Source organism: Kurthia gibsonii (assembly GCF_006539985.1).
GTDB classification, from domain to species: Bacteria; Bacillota; Bacilli; order Bacillales_A; family Planococcaceae; genus Kurthia; species Kurthia gibsonii.
The window spans coordinates 1-17399 of record NZ_BJOB01000044.1; the positions used below are offsets into that span (position 1 = coordinate 1).

13 protein-coding genes are annotated in these 17399 nt (G+C 35.8%); 6 read left to right on the forward strand and 7 right to left on the reverse strand.

The window, feature by feature from the left end; all coding sequences use genetic code 11:
• Positions 1-29: 29 nt before the first annotated feature.
• The 5 genes from KGI01_RS11280 to KGI01_RS11300 form a co-directional block, all read right to left on the reverse strand.
• Positions 30-1418, reverse strand: a complete 1389-nt coding sequence (locus KGI01_RS11280) for an ATP-dependent helicase ComFA (protein ID WP_141274758.1) — start codon at positions 1416-1418, stop codon at positions 30-32.
• 202 nt (positions 1419-1620) lie between these two features.
• On the reverse strand, positions 1621-2463 hold the full coding sequence (locus KGI01_RS11285) for a DegV family protein (protein ID WP_141274759.1): 843 nt from the start codon (positions 2461-2463) through the stop codon (positions 1621-1623).
• Between the two features lie 101 nt (positions 2464-2564).
• Positions 2565-3332 (reverse strand): nuclear transport factor 2 family protein, encoded by a 768-nt coding sequence (locus tag KGI01_RS11290; protein ID WP_141274760.1) that lies wholly within the window; start codon positions 3330-3332, stop codon positions 2565-2567.
• Positions 3333-3500: 168 nt separating this feature from the next.
• A complete protein-coding gene (locus KGI01_RS11295) occupies positions 3501-4175 on the reverse strand; it encodes a response regulator (RefSeq protein ID WP_068455618.1) in 675 nt (224 codons plus the stop codon).
• Positions 4176-4216: 41 nt separating this feature from the next.
• Positions 4217-5365, reverse strand: coding sequence for a sensor histidine kinase (locus KGI01_RS11300; RefSeq protein ID WP_141274761.1), 1149 nt, complete (start codon positions 5363-5365; stop codon positions 4217-4219).
• Positions 5366-5556: 191 nt separating this feature from the next.
• On the opposite strand from KGI01_RS11300, the gene KGI01_RS11305 reads away from it, so the two are divergent.
• Together KGI01_RS11305 and KGI01_RS11310 are read left to right on the forward strand one after the other, a co-directional pair.
• Positions 5557-6183 carry a YigZ family protein gene (locus KGI01_RS11305; protein ID WP_141274762.1) on the forward strand — a complete coding sequence of 209 codons (627 nt, stop codon included), beginning with the start codon at positions 5557-5559 and terminating at the stop codon, positions 6181-6183.
• A 133-nt stretch (positions 6184-6316) separates the two neighbouring features.
• On the forward strand, positions 6317-7519 hold the full coding sequence (locus KGI01_RS11310; RefSeq protein WP_141274763.1) for an LCP family protein: 1203 nt from the start codon (positions 6317-6319) through the stop codon (positions 7517-7519).
• Positions 7520-8193: 674 nt separating this feature from the next.
• Here KGI01_RS11310 and KGI01_RS11315 read toward each other — a convergent pair.
• Together KGI01_RS11315 and KGI01_RS11320 are read right to left on the reverse strand one after the other, a co-directional pair.
• Positions 8194-9231: a glycosyltransferase family 4 protein gene (locus tag KGI01_RS11315; RefSeq protein ID WP_068455627.1), complete on the reverse strand. Its 1038-nt coding sequence runs from the start codon at positions 9229-9231 to the stop codon at positions 8194-8196.
• A 285-nt stretch (positions 9232-9516) separates the two neighbouring features.
• A complete protein-coding gene (locus KGI01_RS11320; RefSeq protein ID WP_170214784.1) occupies positions 9517-11193 on the reverse strand; it encodes a methyl-accepting chemotaxis protein in 1677 nt (558 codons plus the stop codon).
• Between the two features lie 312 nt (positions 11194-11505).
• Between KGI01_RS11320 and brnQ the strand changes: the two genes are divergently transcribed.
• The 4 genes from brnQ to KGI01_RS11340 all read left to right on the forward strand — a co-directional run bounded on the left by brnQ (position 11506) and on the right by KGI01_RS11340 (position 17364).
• Entirely contained in the window at positions 11506-12828 is a 1323-nt protein-coding gene (brnQ, locus tag KGI01_RS11325) for a branched-chain amino acid transport system II carrier protein (RefSeq protein WP_141274765.1), read from the forward strand.
• Between the two features lie 198 nt (positions 12829-13026).
• Complete coding sequence (locus KGI01_RS11330) at positions 13027-14625, forward strand: FMN-binding glutamate synthase family protein (protein ID WP_141274766.1); 1599 nt, start codon at positions 13027-13029, stop codon at positions 14623-14625.
• 823 nt (positions 14626-15448) lie between these two features.
• The gene (locus tag KGI01_RS11335) at positions 15449-16321 is read left to right on the forward strand and encodes a C40 family peptidase (protein ID WP_141274767.1); all 873 of its coding nucleotides are present in this window, start codon (positions 15449-15451) and stop codon (positions 16319-16321) included.
• A gap of 350 nt (positions 16322-16671) precedes the next feature.
• Positions 16672-17364, forward strand: coding sequence for a C40 family peptidase (locus tag KGI01_RS11340; protein ID WP_141274768.1), 693 nt, complete (start codon positions 16672-16674; stop codon positions 17362-17364).
• Positions 17365-17399: the final 35 nt, after the last annotated feature.

Below are 17399 nucleotides of genomic sequence, written 5' to 3' on the forward strand. Positions count from 1 at the left end.
TCAATAGTTTTTTATATATATTTATATATTTATTCTAACTGTTTAATTACCTCCTCACGATTCAAACGGATGATTTCATTTCGAGCTAAATCCATCTGTCGCGTGATACCTGCGTGAAAAAAACAGACGTCTCCTGTAGGATACTCTTTCGACCGCCCTGCACGACCGCTAATTTGAATAAGCGCACTCGCATTAAAAATAGTCTCATCTGCTCCTAGCACTGCTACTTGTAAATTCGCAATCGTAATACCTCTCTCTAAAATCGTCGTCGTTAAAAGCCCTGGTACATTACCATCTCTTAGCGCTTGTACACGTTCTTTTCGATAATCATCACTCGCATGAACAGCATGCAGATTCTCATGTAGTTGTTGAAAGAGTGGTGCTGCGCTCTCCATTAATTCGATTGTAGGAAAAAATAGTAGGAATGGTTGCTGTTTAGTAATGCACGACTCCACCCAATCGCTCAATCGTTTTGGAATGTGGTTCTTACGAAAAGACTTTTTATACGAGAATAAAGCAACAAAACGTGGTACAGGTAAATCAAAACCATGAAAACGTCGCGATAAAAAAGAATAGGTTTGCTGTTTTTCATATTTTTGTCGTTCATTTTTAGTAGGTGTCGCCGTTACTAAAATCGTTCTTCCCGTATCCTTTAGTGCTTTTTTGACAGCGAATTGTAACGCTTCATCATAGGTGTAAGGGAACGCATCTGCTTCATCGACTAAAATTAAATCAAAAGCTTGTTGAAAGCGTAAAAGTTGATGTGTTGTTGCGATGATTAACGGACTATACATGAGTGAAAAGCCACTTCCGCCGTAGAAAGCCTGTACAGGAATAGTCGAAAAAGCTTGTTGTATTCGCGGCATAAGTTCCAATACGACATCCGTTCTAGGTGTCGCGATGCAAACTCGCTTCCCCTTCTTTAATGCATCTTCTATAATCGGAAAAAGCATCTCTGTTTTGCCCGCACCTGTGACAGCATGAATTAAATGGTCTTTTTCATGTGCTGTACATTCTTTCACAACTCGCTGTTGCGAATCTGTTAGCGTTCCAGTCCACGTCATGCATAGTTCAGCTATATAATTTTTATACGTTGGACCACACCAGCTTATTAAATTCGTACAATTACTTACTCTGCCCATTTTTAAGCAGTTTAAACAATACGCGCAATGCCCTTCACACTGTTTACATAAGAATTCATGGAGTCTTTTACTATGACAGCGCATACACTGTTTTTGTTGAATACCAGGGGTTTTGATGATCCAGCGTTGCGTATTATGGTAGCGCATTATATCTTGTAAAAAAGGTAGTTCTTCTTCAATCCAAATTCTTCCTTGTAAAAATTGTTGTATTTTCAAATCGTAAAGAGGGGTTTTAAGGGGGGTTTTTGTATGTAGGCAGCGACGTAATTTACGCATGGCTAGCCTCCTTATGGCACTAAAAAAGCACCTAGAACGAGTTGTCTAGGTGCTTCATGTAGAATATTGTTTAGTAAGTTAATCTTAACATGGATGATTGTAGAATACTATAGTATCATTCGACAAATATATTTAGAAAGCCGTATTTATGCCCTTCTTTACCCATTATTTTGGAAAAATAAAGTGATTTTTTACCCATTCATTATTTTTTGAACCAACCGATACCAATCGACCCTTCACCTAAATGGGTCCCAATTACAGGACCGAAATAGCTCATCTTGAATGAAGAATCTGGATAACGTGCAGCTAAATCATGCAGCCACGCTGTTGCCTCTTCTTCACAATTCCCATGAATAATCGCTACATCTAAAGCTCCATGTTTTTGAATGGCTTCATCTAGCATCGTTTCTGTACGTTTGATTGCTTTTTTACGCGTACGAATTTTTTCAAATGGCACAATGACTTTATTTTCAAAATGTAATACGGGTTTAATTTGTAGTAAACCGCCAATTAAAGCAGCTCCTGCTGATAAACGGCCACCGCGCTGCAAATGCGCTAAATCATCTACAATGAAGTATGCTTGCATAGAAGTACGCATTTTCTCTAATTCAGCAATAATTTCTTTCGCATTTTTACCTTCTGCCGCTAATTTTGCTGCATGAATAACAAAGAATCCTTGCACAGCACAAGCGATTTCGCTATCAAAACCATAAACATCGATTCCTTCAACCATTTCACCTGCTTGTAATGCGCCTTGATATGTACCACTAATCCCACTTGATAGATGGATTGTTACGACTTCATCATATTCTTTTGCAAGTTCCTCAAATTTCGCAACAAATTTACCGATTGGTGGTTGCGTTGTTTTTGGTAATTTTTTTTCATTACGTACACGATCATAAAACTCGCTCATCGTAATCGTTACTTCTTCTTCATAACTTTTATCATCAATGATGACACTCAGTGGCACCATATGGATGTTGTATGCTTCTCGTTCTTCCTTCGTTAGATAGGCCGTGCTATCTGTTACGATTGCTGTTGTCATAGTTCCGTTCACTCTCCTACTCAATCTATTTTATAAGATTTATGACGTAAATGGAAATAAAAAAAAGAGACCATCCTTCAAATAAATGGTCCCAAAGTCCATTATTGCCCTTGGTTTGCTGCACTTCCAATTGCTTGTAATGAAGTGATTTTCCAACCTGAACTCTCTTTTACAAATTGCGTTAGTTGCTTACCTTCATCGCTTACTTCACTATCATTTTGTGTGACTTCGACTAAAATATCTGCATACACATTTGCACGATTCCCAGTGTAATTGGTGATTGTAATATTTGATGCTGTACGCTTCATATCAAAGTTTTCGAAAATATTTTTTGTATTCATTAAGTCTTCTTGAAGATCAAAGCCTTCAGGATTTCGTGCTAACACCCGTTCATAACGACTTAAATCTTGATTGTTAAATGCATCAATATATTCATTAAAGGCTGCTAAGATATTCATCTGATCTTGCTTCGGAATATCTTCTGCTTCGTCTACATCACCTTCTACAACCGAATATCCTACAGGCTCAACATTTTCATTATTCCCTTCAATACCATCTTTTTTAGAAGGTTCTTTTTGCTGAACAGGTTGCTTTACTTCTTCTTGTGTTGGTGATGTATTTTCAGGTGTTTCTGTTTTTTCTTTTACGGACTCTTGTTTTTGACTAGCTTGTTCTTTATGTGAAACAACAGATGATTGTTGTTCTTCAGACATTGGATCGTTTTGTGAAACTGTCATATCTTCATTACGATTTTCTTGTGTTGTATCTACTGCTGTTGAAGACGACTCTGTCTGCTTTGAAGATTCGCTACTGCATGCAGAAAGCAATAAGACACAAAATATCGCTAATGTAATATGCTTAAATGACATTTCCTAACCCCCCAGGTTATTGTAGCATGGAACTTATACACAATCTTATATTTTTCACTCCGATTAATGTACTTCATAGAACGATTTCTTGTCAAAAAAGTTGCCCTTTAAACTGCAAATAAAAAAACTCGAAACAGCAAATCACTGCTTCGAGTTTTCATCTAATAATTAACGGACTTCTACCCAACCATTTTTGATTGCTGTTACAACAGCTTGTGTACGGTCATTAACGTTCATTTTTTGTAAGATACTTGATACGTGGTTTTTAACTGTTTTTTCAGAGATGTATAATGATTCTCCGATTGCACGGTTACTTTGACCATCTGTTAATAATTGTAGTACTTCACACTCACGTTTTGTTAGTAAGTGGAATGGACGACGAATTTCTGTTTGATGGAAGTTACCTTTATTTTCACGTTCACTTAAACGACGGTATTCTGCTACTAAGTTACGTGTTACTTTTGGATGTAGATATGAACCACCCTTAGCTACGATTTTAATCGCACCAACAATCTCATCGGCATCCATTTCTTTTAACATATAACCCAATGCACCTGATTTTAATGCGTGTGATACGTATGATTCATCATCATGAATAGACAGCATAATTACTTTTGCTTCTGGATATTTCGCAATTAGTTGCTCTGTTGCTTCAATACCATTCATTTGAGGCATGTTAATATCCATTAGAATGACATCTGGTGAATATTCTTCGTATAAACGAAGTGCATCGACACCATCGTCACCTTCTGCAATCACATCAAAAGTACTTTCGAAATCAAGTATTCTTTTTACTCCCTCACGGAATAGTTGGTGATCATCTATAATAACTATTTTTGTCATGTTACTGTTCCTCCTATAGAAACGAAATCATATATTTATATTTACTTCTTTTTATCAAGCGGAATCGTTACTAATACAACGGTTCCTTGTTGTGGTGCGGAGTTTAATTCCATTTTACCACTTAATAACTCTACACGCTCACGCATACCGATAATTCCAAATGAACCTTCTTTACTTTCTTCTGGATTGAATCCTGTGCCGTTATCTTTAATTGACATGACAACATGATCTTTTTTCCAAATAAACGTAACTAAAATTTCTGTAGCCTGACCATGCTTCATTGCATTATTTACACATTCTTGTACAAGACGGAATACAGCCACTTCATAATTGGTTTTTAAACGAATCGCCTCACCAATTGAAGAAAAATGAACTTTAGTGCTTGGATTATATTCTTCTACTGAGTGCAAATATTTTTTTAGTGTTGGCACGATGCCTAAATCATCTAATGCCATTGGGCGTAAGTCGTAAATAATTCGTCTTACTTCGTGTAATGCATCGCGAACCATTCCTTTTAACGAAAGAATCTCTTCTAGCGCTTTTTCTACACCTTTTTCATCATATGTACGGTTGATCAAATCTGTTCGTAAAAGTACATTTGCAAGCATTTGAGCGGGACCATCATGAATTTCGCGTGAGATTCGCTTGCGTTCTTCTTCTGTTGCTTCAATAATCTTAATGGAAAAGCTTTCTTTCAACTTAGCATTTTCCAAAGCCGGACCTACGTGTTTTAAATCATACGTTAAGTAATTTAACACAACATTCACTTGATTTACTAGATGGTCTGCTTTTTCAATTGTGTCAAGAAGACTACGCATACGTCGTTCCAAGTCATCTCGACGTTCACGTAACGTCTTTTCTTCAGCTTGTACCACTGAATGACGAATTTGAATCTTGTTAGCTTCCTCATATGCAACTCGTACTTGTTCTTCCGTATAGGAATTAAAGTTTCTTGATACTTCTGCTAAATATTGACGCGCATGTTTTGATCTTTTTTCTAATAAATCGTTCTCTTCTATGATATTCTTTATTTTATGACGAATATCATCTAGCTCGAGTTTCATTTCTTCAAATGAGCGACGGCTTTGTTCGCTAATTGTGAAAATATCATGTTTTGATTCATCAATCGTTTTTACCATTCGATTAAATACTAAATCAAGTGACTTTATATCGAATTTGTCTTGTGTCATATCCATACTCCTTATAAATCATGCTACATTACAATTCTTAGTCTTTAGGTTGAATTAGTTAATTATATTTATAATAATTCGCACTGTCTATTCAATTATAACATTTTTGTGTCAAAACTATATATAAAATATTTTTCAAACCAATGACATTTTAAAGGGGCCTACTATTTTTTTAACAAGGAGGAAACAAAATGAGAGAAAATTATAGAACACTTAAGTCTTTAGGGACTAAAGAACTCATTATTTCGAAATCAAGATTTATAGCACATTGTACCAGAGTTGAAACAGAAGAAGAGGCTTTAGCGTTCATTCAACACATAAAAAAAGAGCATAGTAGTGCTACACACAACTGTTCTGCTTACTTAATTGGTGAACATGATCAAATTCAAAAAGCAAACGATGATGGTGAGCCGAGTGGTACAGCCGGTGTTCCAATGCTCGATGTTTTAAAAAAACAAGGATTAAAAGATTGTGTTGTTGTCGTGACTAGATACTATGGTGGTATAAAATTAGGTGCTGGTGGATTAGTTCGTGCATATGGTAAAGCGACTTCACAAGGATTAGAAGCAGCTCAAATTGTCGAACGAAAATTACACAAAAAAATGAAGGTATCAGTTGATTACACATTACTAGGTAAAATCGAAAATGAAATTAGACAATCTGATTATATATTAGATGATATTGTCTATATGGAAGGCGTCGATTTCTTTGTATTCGTTGATCGTTTTCAAGAAGATACATTTAGAGAATGGATGACAAATTTAACAAGTGGACAATGTACTATCTCCGTTATAGAAGAGCGCTTTTTAGAATTTTAATTTTCAGCAAAAACATAGTATAATAAAAATCATTGTCTGATTTTATTTGGCAAGCAACCATTTAAAAAACAATAGCGTCTTACAACCTAGAAGACATGAGTACGATGAAGACTATTTTTAAAGGAGAACTTTTATGCCAAGAAAAAGACAGGTTTACAAAAGTCACGTCAAAAAGAAACAAAAAAAGAGTGGCGGTATTTTAAAAGTAACCTTAATTATTTTATTGATTGCCTTACTCGTTGCAGGCTCTTACCTTGCCTATTTATATTATGTAGGTAAAAAAGCGGCAGATAAAGCTTATGATAATAACGGTCGCGTGAAATCTGAATTACGAACAGAACAAGTAAAACCGCTTGAAGATAATATTTCAATTCTATTTGCAGGTGTAGATGATAGTGAAAAACGTGGGCAAGGAAATACCCATTCACGCTCAGACTCATTGATGCTCGCTACACTCAACAATAAGGATCATAGCGTAAAACTATTGAGCATTCCTCGTGATTCTTATGTGTATATTCCTGCGTTTAAATACCAAGATAAAATTACACATGCGCATACAGATTCAACAGGTATTCTTTCAACGATTGATTCTGTCGAGAATTTATTAAATATTCCTGTCGATTATTATTTTGAATTGAATTTTGATGCATTTATTCAAATCGTTGATGCACTAGATGGTATTGAAGTCGATGTACCTTACAAATTAGACGAGTTAGATGAAAATGATAAACGTACAGTTCATTTACAACCGGGTGTTCAAACATTAAATGGTCGTGAAGCACTTGCTTTAGCACGTACACGCCATTATGACGATGACTTTAAGCGCGGTGAACGTCAGCAAATGATTTTAGAAGCAATTGCGAAAAAAGCAACCTCTGTTTCATCTTTCACAAAATATGATGCTTTACTAACAGCAATTGGTGACAACATGACAACAAATATGAAATTCGATGAGATGAAGTCATTCTTCTCTTATTTAAAAGATGGGATGCCTAAAATCTCATCACTTAAATTAGAAGGAACAAATGACATGTCAACTGGTGTTTACTACTTTAAATTGAATGATGAGAGCGTATTAAATGTACGTCAACAACTTCAAAAACAACTTGGTTTAACACCTGATCAAAGTTTAGATTCTCATAGTAATAAAGGTGGGAATGCAAGCAATTCAACAACAACGAATGCGACTGATGGCGAATCTACCACTACTGATAACGGCGTAGCCGGAACGAAAGAACAGAGTGAAAATCCATCAGATGGTAGTTATTCAAACTATAGCGGGAATAGTAATGGTGGACAAAACTATAGCTCAAACTCTTATAGTGATAACAATTAATGAAATGATTGGCGTGTGTACATTTTGTACACATGCTTTTTTATGGTTTTTGAAGGTCGGGCGAGTGTCCCGTTTTCACCCTCGAATGTCCCGTTTCAACGAGTGAATGTCCCGAATCAAACAACGAGTGTCCCAACTTCTTCTGCCAGTGACCCGTTTCGTCACACGAATGCTCGTTTTCACACTAGACGAGTTAATTCAAGTACTTTGGAATTACTCAAAAGCCTTGAAGAAAGTACAGTAAGGGAGCAACTCAAGTCTTTTGTTCGAGTGACCCATTTTCGCCCTCCAATGTCCCGTTTCAACGAGTGAATGTCCCGAATCGAACAACGAGTGTCCCAACTTCTTCTGCCAGTGACCCGTTTCGCCACACGAATGTTCGTTTTCACACTAGACGAGTTAATTCAAGTACTTTGGAATTACTCAAATACCTTGAAGAAAGTACAGTAAGGGAGCAACTCAAGTCTTTTGTTCGAGTGACCCATTTTCACCCTCGAATGTCCCGTTTTCTCCCTCGAATGTCCCGAATCAAACGACGAGTGACCCAACTCCCTCTACCAGTGACCCGTTCCGCCACATCAATGCTCGTTTTCACACTGGAATAGTTAATTTAATCCACTAAAAAAGGTTTCCAACAGAATCATTCTGCTGAAAACCTTTAGTTACTCATTTTTTTATTTTTTTTTAACGAGATTGAGTAGTGGGCGGTATTTCGCTCCTGCTAGTCCAATTACTTCTACAAATAATTCAATTACAAGTAATAAAATAATACCGAGTAAGATTGCTCCCCATAACTTAGCCATAGAGAAGATAATGGCTGCTAAACCGAACATCGCAGCAATTCCATAGATAATTAAGACCGTTTGGCGATGTGTAAAACCAATGCTTAATAATCGATGATGTAAATGTGATTTATCTGGTTGGAAAGGCGGTTGTTTATTTAATAAACGACGCACAATAGCAAAGAATGTATCAGAAATCGGTACACCTAACATAATAATAGGAATAATTAATGAAACGAATGTAACATTTTTAAATCCAAGTAAGGCTAATACAGAAATGATAAAACCAAGGAATAATGCACCTGTGTCCCCCATGAAAATCTTCGCTGGATGGAAATTATAAAATAAGAATCCGAATGAACTAGCTGCTAAAATTAGCGCCATCATAAGAACAAATACATCATTCATAATGAATGCCATGGCAGCGAGTGTTAATAATGCAATCGTTGACACACCGGCTGCTAGACCATCTAGCCCATCAATTAAGTTAATCGCATTCGTAATCCCAACAATCCAAATTAATGTTAACGGAATACTTAAATAACCAAAATCTAATTCGCCACCGAATGGCAAGTTAATTGATGCGAGTTGAATATCTCCAAAGAAAATGACAATTGCTGCTGCAATCGTCTGACCTAAGAATTTTGACTTCGCTGAAATCTCGAGCATATCATCTAAAACACCCGTTAAAATGATAATGAAACTTGCAATTAAGATTGGAATCATCGCATCATTTTCAGGTCGATAAATTAATACACCTATTAAAAACGCGAGGAATATTGCAAGACCACCCAATCGTGGCATGATTTTAGCATGCACTTTACGATAGTTTGGTCGATCGACGGCACCAACGCGATATGCAAGCTTTTTAACGAGTGGAGTTAGTAATACAGATGCAACAAAAGCTGCAATCAACGCGAGGTAGCTCATACCCTTCCTCCTTATATAATGAAAAACTGTTCTATACCAACAGTTCATTTTAATGTAATTCTAAATACACTGTATTATAGCATGAAATTTAAAAAAGAGAATAGTGTCTACTATTTATTTCTAACTATAGTATGTCCTATTCAATAAGACGCTTACATTTTTAAAGAGGTTGCAATAAAAGAAGTGCTTCTTCGCATCATTTTATATAAAAGCTAAAAACTACTTAGAAGCACTCATAAATTCCCTTATTTCCTTTCAATACCTACTTTTTTAAAAAATGAAACCTTATATTGAAAAACGTTCAGTTGATTTTTGCATCTCCTGCACCTTTTCATAAACTTGCCCCACCTCATATAGAACGGTTGAATGTTGTTGCTTATTCTCTTGTACGAGCTGATTCGTTTCTTCAATTTGATGCGTACTACGTTTTAACGTATCACCTAATTGCTCAATTAATTCGACTGCCTGTTCTTTTTCTCGCTCAATTGTTTGAACATTTTCTTCTATTGCAGTGAAATGATATTGTGATGTCTCTAACCCTTCCATAATTTTCTTCATATTATTAGATGTTTTCTCTACAGCTCCCAATGTATCATGCGAACACGCTAAACTTTTCTCGAATGTTTCTGCCATGCGTGCACCTTGCGCATGAATTTCTTGGGATACATTTTGAATATGTTGCGCTGCTACATTCACTTGCTCTGCTAAATTGCGTACTTCAGTTGCCACTACAGCAAAACCTTTCCCACTTTCACCAGCACGTGCTGCTTCAATCTCTGCATTTAATGCCAGTAAATGTGTTTGACGTGAAATCTCTTTTACACTATTTGACACGCGTACGATATCCGTCATTCTTTCTTCTAATATGCGGCGTTCTTCGTCTGCTTCACCGACTAAATGTTGCAACTTAAACATCGTCTGAACTGAATGGTGCATCGACTCATTACTTACTCTTGCATGTTTCACAGTTGTAACAGCACTTGTCGTCAATTCATCTAAACGCCCAATCATATCTTCTAAACTCTCTGAAAAATGCGTAACAAAATGAATAATTGCCTCTGAAGTTGCTTGCTGCTCTTGCGATTCCGCAAGTACCTCACTTAAACGAAGTTCCATATTCTCAGAACCATCATAAGATGCTCGCGTTATGTCTTTCAACTCTCTTGTATGTTGCGAAATCTCCACAGCACCAAATTGAATCATTCGAAGTGTATCCTTCAATTGTTCCTTCATATGATTCATAGCGGCTGTTACGTCACCTAGTTCATCCTGTGTTTCAACCGGTACATCTGCAATACGTAAATTACCTTCTGCTACATTTTTAGCAGAATTTGACAAACTTTTTAATTGCAATTTAATTTGTCGGTTTGTTATAAATAAAAGAAGGAACGATACGCAAATTGCAATCAGAAAGGATCCGATTAATAATACAAGTGTACTTTGTTGGGAAGTTTGCATTTGCTTTACAATGTAAACACGTTCTTTCGATAAAGCTTCTGTTTCCTTCATAATTTTTTCATCAAACTGATTATATGTATAATATACTGAATTCAATTGTCTTCTTTTTGCAATGTTATCTTTTTTCTCAACGGATTTTTTTAAACGATTTTCGTATAAATCATCCATTGTCTGTAACACCGATTGCATTTCCTCTTGTCTCATGGACTGTACATTTTTGATTTTTTGCTGCACCTTCTCTTTTGCTTTCTGATAATCTTCTTCAAAACTTGGTAACGGATCACCTACATAATGATTGATGGCGATGTACAATGTCGCATATCCTTTTGAGAGACTTTCTAAATGATTCACTTCTGTTGATAATTCATTTAACTCATTGGACCATTTTCGATTTTCGATAATTTGACCAACTAACAGAATCGTCATAACCGCGAATAAAAGAATTGTTACACTTACTGCAAATAAATATTTTTTATAAATGGGTAGTTTTTTCCACACGTGCATCTCGCACACCTCCATATTCACTACATTACCATAGGTATTTGGAATTAAGTGGAGAATTACAAGACCTTAACATACCTTTTACATCAACGTTACAAGCCTTTAAAATGCTTCTTTTTTCTATTTAACAGACACAATTACTTCTTTAAAACGTAAAATATGTTTGCAAGATAAAGTTTTCATTTCCTTTAGGTCATTTTCATGTTAGTATATTTAAGTTAGTTTTCCATCTGTAATTTGAATTTTCAGATAAAAACAAATATTTCGTAATTATAAATTATTTAAGTTTTTTTTTTCGGAAAAGGAGTTCTGTATATGCAAAATCAAACATTGTCCCTATGGGGAAAAATCTCAGTAGGTTTCATGTTATTCGCACTATTCTTAGGTGCGGGTAATATCATCTTCCCACCAGAATTAGGTCAAAAATCGGGTGATCACTTTGTCATCGCGATGATTGCCTTTCTAGTAACAGGTGTAGGTCTTCCATTACTTGGTGTAATCACGGTTGCAAAATCAGGTGGTGAACTACAAGATATGGCAAGCCGTATCAGTCCAAAATTCGGTATCATCTTTACAGCGATTGTCTATTTAGCAATCGGCCCATTTTTCGCGATGCCGCGTACAGGTACAGTTTCTTACGAATTAGGTGTAAAACCATACTTATCAGAAGCAACAGCGAATGCACATTGGCCTTTACTTGTTTTCACAATCATCTTCTTTACAGTTACAATGTTCTTTGCATTGAAGCCAAGCAAATTAATTGACTCGGTTGGACGTGTATTAACGCCTGCTTTATTAATCGTTATTGCGACATTAGCTATTAAAGCGATCGTTACACCAATGGCTGGTCCAGGTAAAGCTGTTGAAGGTTATGTATCGAGTCCTTTCGGTGAAGGCTTTAAACAAGGTTACTTAACAATGGACTTTTTAGCCGCTTTAATTTTCGGTATTGTTATTGTTCAAGCATTAAAGGGTAAAAATATTACACATCGTCCTGCTGTTGTAAAAATCACAATCTTCGCTGCTTTTGTTGCAGCAATTGGTTTAGCGCTTGTATATGTGTCACTTGGTTACATCGGTTCTTCTTCTGTTCAAACAATCGGTTTCATCGGTTCAGGTACAGAAATTATTACAAAGTCAGCTTATGAATTATATGGTTCATTCGGGAATGTACTATTAACAATCGTAATCATTTTAGCTTGTTTAACAACTTCAATCGGCTTGATGACAGCTTCATCTGAGTTTTTCTATAAAATTTTCCCTCAGTTTAGCTACAATACATGGGTTATTATATTTGCTGTTTTCAGTACAGGTATCGCAAACTTTGGATTAGCATCACTAATCAAAATTTCATTGCCTGTTCTATTCGCGATTTACCCATTAGCAATCGTTTTAATGCTATTAGTTCTTGCTTCAAAATGGTTTAATGATGCACGCCCTGTCTATATTACAGCGATGATCTTCACTGCTTTCATCAGCATCTATGATGGTTTAGGCGCTGCTGGCATTAAATTTAAAGCATACACTGACTTTGTAAATGCAATCCCTTTAGCTGAATATGGTCTTGGGTGGTTTATTCCAGCATTAATTGGTGCCATTATCGGCTATATTATTTCTCTTATAATGAAGAAAAAATAATCTATAAATGAAAAGAGCGTGAAATCTACTTTCCGCTCTTTTTCTTTAAACATTAAAGACGTAAAAAATCTGACTTTTCTTTTTATATAGTTTTTATAAAAAGGGGTTGTATCTATCTCGAATTGTGATATATTTAATCCATTATTGATATACATTCACAAAATAGACATAATCAAAACATGAAAAGGACGTGACACAATGGATTCGCAAAATCTGTTGACAACTGTATTATTAGTTATTATTAGCTTGGTAATTTTTATTCCAATCATTTTTGCAATCGCTTTCTATTTATTAGACCGCAAACAAAAACAACACTCTATCTTACGTAACTTCCCTGTATTAGGACGTGTACGTTACTTAACTGAAAAAATCGGGCCTGAGCTTCGTCAATACCTTTTCGATGATGACAATAAAGGGAAACCATTTTCTCGTGAAGAATTCTTACACATTGTATTACCTGGGAAATACTTAGGCAGTGTAATAGGCTTCGGTTCAAAACGTAATTTTGAAGAAGCAGGTTTTTATATTCGTAATGCTACGTTCACAAAACAAGTTGAAGAGATGCAAGCAGATCAAAGTAATCCTGTTAAAACCCAAAAATATGTAATCGATCATGACGAGTTATTCTCCCGTAAAGAACATACCGTTCCTGTAGATGCGAAACCTTGGTTATTAACAGATGAAAACGCAGTTGTGTTAGGTCCAAACTGCCGCGAACCATTCCATGTAAAAGGCATGTTCGGTCAATCAGCAATGAGTTACGGTGCATTAGGTCGAAATGCTATCACAGCATTATCAACTGGTATCGGTCAAGTCCCGGGTTCTTGGATGAACACAGGCGAAGGTGGCGTATCACCCCACCATTTAAAAGGTGGCGCAGATTTAATCGTTCAAATTGGTTCAGGTTTATTCGGTTTCCGTACTCCTGAAGGCGAATTTAACATTGAAAAAGTAAAAGAAAAAGCTGCAATTCCACAAGTAAAAGCTTTTGAATTAAAATTAGCACAAGGTGCAAAAACACGTGGTGGTCACGTTGAAGGTGAAAAAGTAACACCTGAAATTGCTGAAATTCGTGGTGTAGAAGTTGGTAAAACAATCAACTCACCAAACCGATTCCGTCAATTTGATGACTTCCCTACACTATTCAACTTTATTGATGATATTCGTGAAGCTGGTGGTCTTCCAGTTGGTATTAAAATTGTTCTAGGTAGCCCTGAAGATGCCGATTCGTTAGCACGTTATATAGCTGAATCTGGTCAAAGTCCTGACTTCATCACAATTGATGGTGGTGAAGGTGGTACAGGTGCAACATATCAAGAACTAGCTGATAGCGTTGGTTTACCACTTCATACAGCTTTACCATTATTACAAGATGCACTTGTACGTTATGGCGTCCGTGATCGCGTGAAAATTATCGCATCAGGTAAGGTCATTACAGCTGATAAAGCAGCCATTATTCTAGCATTAGGTGCTGATTTAATTAACATTGCACGTGGCTTTATGATTTCAGTAGGTTGTATCATGGCTCAAAAATGTCATACAAATGAGTGTCCAGCTGGTGTAGCAACAACAAATCCGAAACTACAAAATGGTTTAATTGTAGACGAGAAGAAATATCGCGTATCGAACTACATTCTAAACTTACGTGAAGGTCTATACCGTGTTGCTGCTGCTGCAGGTATTGACTCACCAACTAAATTCTCAAAAGAACATATCGTTTATAAAGATGAACTTGGACGTGTGTACTCAATTGATGAACTACAAAAGAAAAGTGTCTCAGAGCACTCACTTGTATAAATAAGAAAATATCCTTTCGGAAGATTTCTGAGAGGGTATTTTTATATGGAATGATTTTGAGTGAATGAAGCAAGTATCTAGGCGAGTGACCCACTTTCCTTCTCGAGTGACCCGTTTAGACGGGTGAATGTCCCGAATCGAACTTTGAGTGACCCGAACACCAAAGCGAGTGACCCGTTTCGTCATACGAATGGTCGAATTCACACAAATATAGACAACTCAGGTCCTTTTAGATTACTCAAAAGCCTTGAAGAAAGTGCGAAAAGAGAGTAATTAAAGTCATTCGAGCGAGTGACCCACTTTCCTTCTCGAGTGACCCGTTTAGACGGGTGAATATCCCGAATCGAACTTTGAGTGACCCGAACACCAAAGTGAGTGACCAAATCAATCATTGAATTCGCCCTACTCTTTATAACCTTAATAACATTTAAATAGAAGAAACTCCACAGCCATCTAGTATTTCTCCATCCGTTTTATGTAACTTTTATGTGAAATACTGTACGTGACAAATATTTCAAAAGTAGGTTCAAAAGACCTCGTTCTTGATATATTTTTATTATAATTGTTAATTTTCATCTTCACTATCAAATATGCATACTATCAAACTTGATTTGAGTTGAAATATTTTAAAAAAATTCATTTCACCTAAAAAAAATAGCGTTCTCAATACTTTTAGACTATGTTAGAATAAATACAAATATAAGGCTATTGAACCAAACATTTGAATGTTTTAATACTTTATTACATAAAAAACTTGTTTAGTTAATTTTATTAAAGGTAATTAACTAAAAATGGTATTGACTCGAAGGAGCGTGAAATTAGAATGAAAAAGTCACTCTATGCAGCTGTAGCAGCAGGGGCTGCCGTTATGGTCGCAGGTCACACCGATGCAGAAGCTAGTTCAAAAACTTATACAGTTAAAAATGGAGATTATTTATACGCCATTGCCATGAAATATAACACAACAGTCGATTCAATTCGTCAACTGAATAATCTAAAGACTAATATCATCTACGTTGGACAAAAACTTAAAGTTAAAGGCAAAGTAACAACTATTTCAAAACCATCAACTACAACACCTAATAAAAAGCCTTTACAAAACTCGAAGCCTTCATCTTCTACAAATACATCTGTATATATTGTGAAAAATGGAGATTATCTTGCGAAGATTGCAGCACAATATAACACAACAGTTGAAAATATTCGTCAACTGAATGATCTGAAAACTAATATCATTTATGTTGGACAAAAACTTAAAGTCAAAGGCAAAGTAACTGTAACAAAACCAAATACGGGATCTGGTTCAAATAGTAATACAAAACCAGTTAGCAATCCAACGAACAAAAATGACCTCATTAACATTGCTAAAAGTTTTATTGGAACACCATATGCTTGGGGTGGAACAACTCCAAGAGGTTTCGACTGTTCTGGTTTTATTTATTACACATTCAACCAATCTGGTAAACAAATTGTACGTACCAGTGCAGCAGGATATTATAATATATCCACTAAAGTAAGTTCTCCGAAGGTTGGAGATATTGTTTATTTTAAAAATACGTATGCAGCAGGTATTACCCATTTAGGTATCTACATGGGTAATGGCCAATTCATTCATTCTGGTGATAACGGCGTAGAAATTTCTAGTATTTATCAAAGTTATTGGAAAGAACACTTTGCAGGTTATGGTCGCTTATAATAAAAGCTGAGGAATCGCTAAAAAGCGGTTTCTCTTTTTGTATTAGGCTATTTTTCTTCGACATATATTACATAGTGTAATATACGCCAGCAGTATTTTTTCTATTTCTATATACATATAATAAAAAAAAGCATAAATTCTCAAAAAAACATGAAAACCATCCTATAAAACTTATATTATCTGAATATTAATATCTTTAAACCGTATTTTTGTAATATAACTGTAATATAACTGTAACTGAATTAACCTTGTTTGATGTGTTGTTTTTTTATAAAGTTAGTATAGTTAATTTTTACTTACGAATTTAAACAAAATGATTACATAAAAAACGAATTTATTGGAGGACTCACATGTTTAAGAAATTAGTTATCTCAACAATCGCCACGGGCGCAATCGCACTATCATCTTTATTTGGAGCAACTACGGATGCTTCTGCTGCTACTTCTAAAGCAGTTCAATACTCAGCTACAAAATATGTTTACTCAGGTGACGGATCACTAAATATGCGCTCTAGTGCTACAGTAAACTCTAAAGTTGTAAAAACACTTAAAAACGGTAACAAAGTTAAATTATCATCTAAAAAAGTTGTAAACGGTACAACTTGGGTTTATGGTACATATACTGGTAAATCTGGTTGGATGAATGCAAAGTATCTTTCATCTAAAAAAGTTAAAAAGGCATCTAACAACGGTTCAGCATTAATTTCTTATGGTTCTCAGTTTTTAGGTACTCCATATGTATGGGGCGGTACAACACCACGCGGTTTCGACTGTTCTGGATTCACTAGCTATGTTTACAAAAACAAAGTTGGCAAATCTATCCCACGTACAAGTGGCGCTCAATACGCAGCTTCTAATAAGGTATCTCGCAGCCAATTACAAGCTGGTGATTTAGTATTCTTCTCTGTAGGTAGCAGCCGTATTACGCACGTAGCAATGTATGCTGGTAATGGTCAATTATTACATGCTGCTGGTAACCGTGTTCAGTACCAATCTCTTTCTGGTTATTGGGATCGTTATGTAGTAGGTTACGGCCGTTTCTAATTCTTAAATTAATTCAAGTTGTCTAATTAAATGGC

What these genes read in the sequence shown, in the direction of transcription:
- KGI01_RS11280 (WP_141274758.1), bottom strand. Translation starts at nt 1,418, where the DNA reads ATGCGTAAATTACGTCGCTGCCTACATACAAAAACCCCCCTTAAAACC.
- KGI01_RS11285 (WP_141274759.1), bottom strand. Translation starts at nt 2,463, where the DNA reads ATGACAACAGCAATCGTAACAGATAGCACGGCCTATCTAACGAAGGAA.
- KGI01_RS11290 (WP_141274760.1), bottom strand. Translation starts at nt 3,332, where the DNA reads ATGTCATTTAAGCATATTACATTAGCGATATTTTGTGTCTTATTGCTT.
- KGI01_RS11295 (WP_068455618.1), bottom strand. Translation starts at nt 4,175, where the DNA reads ATGACAAAAATAGTTATTATAGATGATCACCAACTATTCCGTGAGGGA.
- KGI01_RS11300 (WP_141274761.1), bottom strand. Translation starts at nt 5,365, where the DNA reads ATGACACAAGACAAATTCGATATAAAGTCACTTGATTTAGTATTTAAT.
- KGI01_RS11305 (WP_141274762.1), top strand. Translation starts at nt 5,557, where the DNA reads ATGAGAGAAAATTATAGAACACTTAAGTCTTTAGGGACTAAAGAACTC.
- KGI01_RS11310 (WP_141274763.1), top strand. Translation starts at nt 6,317, where the DNA reads ATGCCAAGAAAAAGACAGGTTTACAAAAGTCACGTCAAAAAGAAACAA.
- KGI01_RS11315 (WP_068455627.1), bottom strand. Translation starts at nt 9,231, where the DNA reads ATGAGCTACCTCGCGTTGATTGCAGCTTTTGTTGCATCTGTATTACTA.
- KGI01_RS11320 (WP_170214784.1), bottom strand. Translation starts at nt 11,193, where the DNA reads ATGCACGTGTGGAAAAAACTACCCATTTATAAAAAATATTTATTTGCA.
- brnQ (WP_141274765.1), top strand. Translation starts at nt 11,506, where the DNA reads ATGCAAAATCAAACATTGTCCCTATGGGGAAAAATCTCAGTAGGTTTC.
- KGI01_RS11330 (WP_141274766.1), top strand. Translation starts at nt 13,027, where the DNA reads ATGGATTCGCAAAATCTGTTGACAACTGTATTATTAGTTATTATTAGC.
- KGI01_RS11335 (WP_141274767.1), top strand. Translation starts at nt 15,449, where the DNA reads ATGAAAAAGTCACTCTATGCAGCTGTAGCAGCAGGGGCTGCCGTTATG.
- KGI01_RS11340 (WP_141274768.1), top strand. Translation starts at nt 16,672, where the DNA reads ATGTTTAAGAAATTAGTTATCTCAACAATCGCCACGGGCGCAATCGCA.